This is a genomic window from Dickeya sp. MK7, from assembly GCF_000406305.1.
Lineage (GTDB): Bacteria > Pseudomonadota > Gammaproteobacteria > Enterobacterales > Enterobacteriaceae > Dickeya > Dickeya fangzhongdai.
Map to the genome: position 1 here is coordinate 1 of NZ_AOOO01000060.1, position 1,710 is coordinate 1,710.

Sequence of the window (1,710 nt, forward strand, 5' to 3'; positions counted from 1 at the left end):
CGAAGGCCTCAGCATCGAACCCTTTGACCTGGACGCGGCGGCCAACTGGATCAAGCATTACCCCGGCGGGCTGACGTTTGCCGAGTAACCAACACCCCCCCCGGCCAGCACCGGGGTTTTTGTTTTATGGCTGGGGTGTCGGGGCATGGCCCTGACCGGGTGGTTTTGGGGACACGGCCCACTGGCGGTGGCCACAAAACATTTCCTGTCCGGGGGCTGAAGCTTTTTCAGGCGACAGCAGCGCTCACGCTAAAGAGCGCGGGGACTGCATCAGAACTAAAAGCCTGACCGGTAAAAGAACTGAGATACTTACGTGTCTACAGTCACCCAATACAGTATCAGTCTTAATAAACAGCTAAAAAATTACACGAGTATTCATACATCATACCCTGCATTTTTAAATATAGACTTGATATGCTTTGTGAGTTCTAAGAGATCTTCATGGGCATTAGGGCCAAAGCTTGGAGAATGATCAATAATATATTCATTTACTTTACGAGCATCTGTTCCTATTTTTTCTTTAATATCTTCTACATATTTTGGCAAAATACATCTATTGATACCTGAACCATATTCTTTCTTTTGGCTAATCATCACCCATTGGACTTCTCCCCTATAAGATTTGATAGCATCTTCTAGCAGCTCAATGATTCTAGAATCCTCTTTTTCATAACGGAAACTGGTATAAGGTGGATACTTGGAGCGATCCACTTTTTCAAAATGGTCATTTATCCATTCATTCTGAATCCGACTCTGATAACGACGCCACTCGAGGGCACCTAAAGACTCGAGAAAATCCAGTAATACGGTTTCTTTCTTACCAATCTGAAACATTATTTTAACCCCTGCGATTTATCGGAGATCGTAATGCCACCTGGGTTTATAGATTTAATGTGTTTTTCCCAGTCACCTTTTGGAATAGGCTTTAGCGATAGTCTTGGATCATAAACATACTTACCATCGGTATAAACCTGATGAAATGATTGGTTGCTCTCGGTGTTTCCATTTTCATAAACATTTAACCCATTTAATACCTTTGGTCTTACTTCAATTATTTGTCCTTGACCTCTAGCTGTATCAAGAAGTTTAGGTGCAATATCTGAACAATCAGTACAATGAACATTATTAATCCATTCAATAAACTTCGGATCATTCATTTTATTCACTACATCCTGATTAGCCGGATAGCCTGGGTTCTCAGGGCGAACATTTTCAAGCCCCGGGATCTTTTCATTTCGGTAGAAAAGGTCATCCAGCGTCGGAGCATCAGGAATAGGCGTCGTGGTAGTATTTCCGGCAGTAGACGGTGCGCCATCAGTATTTCCAGTATTCGTTACTCCCTGACCTTGCGGCTGATTATTTCCTGTATGACTCGGTGTTCCAGTTGGCTCCAGTTGCTGATTTCCACCAGTATTCGTTAGGGATTGCCCGGCACTATCCAGTTGATCACCACCCGTATGCGACGGCGCATACTTGTCCTGAAGTGAGCTGAGATACTTACCGGTGATCTCATCATTACCCATCATTTGCAGGGTGACGAGATGCTCCAGTTCCTCCGGCGAGAGATTATCTGCGATTTCCTTCGCTACTACACCGGTGATGCCCGCTTTCACACCGATTTCGAGTAACTGTTCCGCTATCTTGGTTCGGCATGGTGCCGCTATCGCACACCCTTCAACCAACGCTTTGCCGAAGAAGTTATTCTCGGTC

2 protein-coding genes are annotated in these 1,710 nt (G+C 44.9%); both read right to left on the reverse strand.

Annotated features, from left to right (window positions below; all coding sequences use genetic code 11):
• Window positions 1–375 precede the first annotated feature (375 nt).
• Entirely contained in the window at window positions 376–834 is a 459-nt protein-coding gene (locus DXXMK7_RS00085) for a hypothetical protein (protein ID WP_038917313.1), read from the reverse strand.
• A partial coding sequence (locus DXXMK7_RS00090) for an adhesin (RefSeq protein WP_050569979.1) occupies window positions 834–1,710 on the reverse strand: 877 nt, incomplete at its 5' end. The genes DXXMK7_RS00085 and DXXMK7_RS00090, both read right to left, overlap by 1 nt.